This window comes from Methylobacterium sp. WL18 (assembly GCF_008040015.1).
GTDB classification, from domain to species: domain Bacteria; phylum Pseudomonadota; class Alphaproteobacteria; order Rhizobiales; family Beijerinckiaceae; genus Methylobacterium; species Methylobacterium mesophilicum.
Genome location: NZ_VRVD01001235.1, coordinates 1 through 605 on the forward strand (window position 1 = coordinate 1; position 605 = coordinate 605).

1 protein-coding gene and 1 pseudogene are annotated in these 605 nt (G+C 75.5%); both read left to right on the forward strand.

Annotated elements, in window-relative coordinates; genetic code table 11:
* A pseudogene (locus FV228_RS32045) lies at positions 1 to 351 on the forward strand (DNA repair exonuclease); the annotation flags it as partial.
* Positions 352 to 360: 9 nt separating this feature from the next.
* Positions 361 to 605, forward strand: a 245-nt coding sequence (locus tag FV228_RS32050; protein WP_147857997.1) for an AAA family ATPase, incomplete at its 3' end; no start/stop codon positions are given.

Sequence of the window (605 nt, forward strand, 5' to 3'; positions counted from 1 at the left end):
ACCCCGGCCCACGACGCGCTGTCGGCCGACCGCGAGGGCGTCACCGCCGAGATCCAGGCCGCCGCCCACCGGCTGCACGAGGACATCTGGCTGGAGCGCCTGAAGATCGAGACCCGCCGGCCCCGCGCGTCCGTGGACGCCTCCGGGGCGGCGATCGACCCGGCGGCGCTTCTGGCCGACCTCGACCGCGACCCGGATTTCCGCACCCGCGCCAAGGCGGCGCTTGCCGAGATCGGCGCGCGGATGCCCGCCACCGCTGCGGCCGAAGCCGACCTGGAGGCCGAGTTCGACGCGCTCTGCGCCGAGGCCGAGGCGCTGATCCTGGGCCGCCTCGGCGGCCGGCACTGCTGAGGGCGCATCATGCGGCTGATCCGCCTCGCCCTGGAGCGCTACGGCGCCTTCACCGACCGGACCGTGAGCTTCCGGCCCGACGCCCGCCTGCACGTGGTGCTGGGCGCCAACGAGGCCGGCAAGAGCACGGCGCTGGCGGCGGTGACCGACCTCCTGTTCGGCTTCGAGAAGACCACCCGGTACGCCTTCCTGCACGACATGCCGCTGCTGCGGCTCGGCGCCGAGGTCGAGGCCGCGGACGGGCGGCGCCTGGC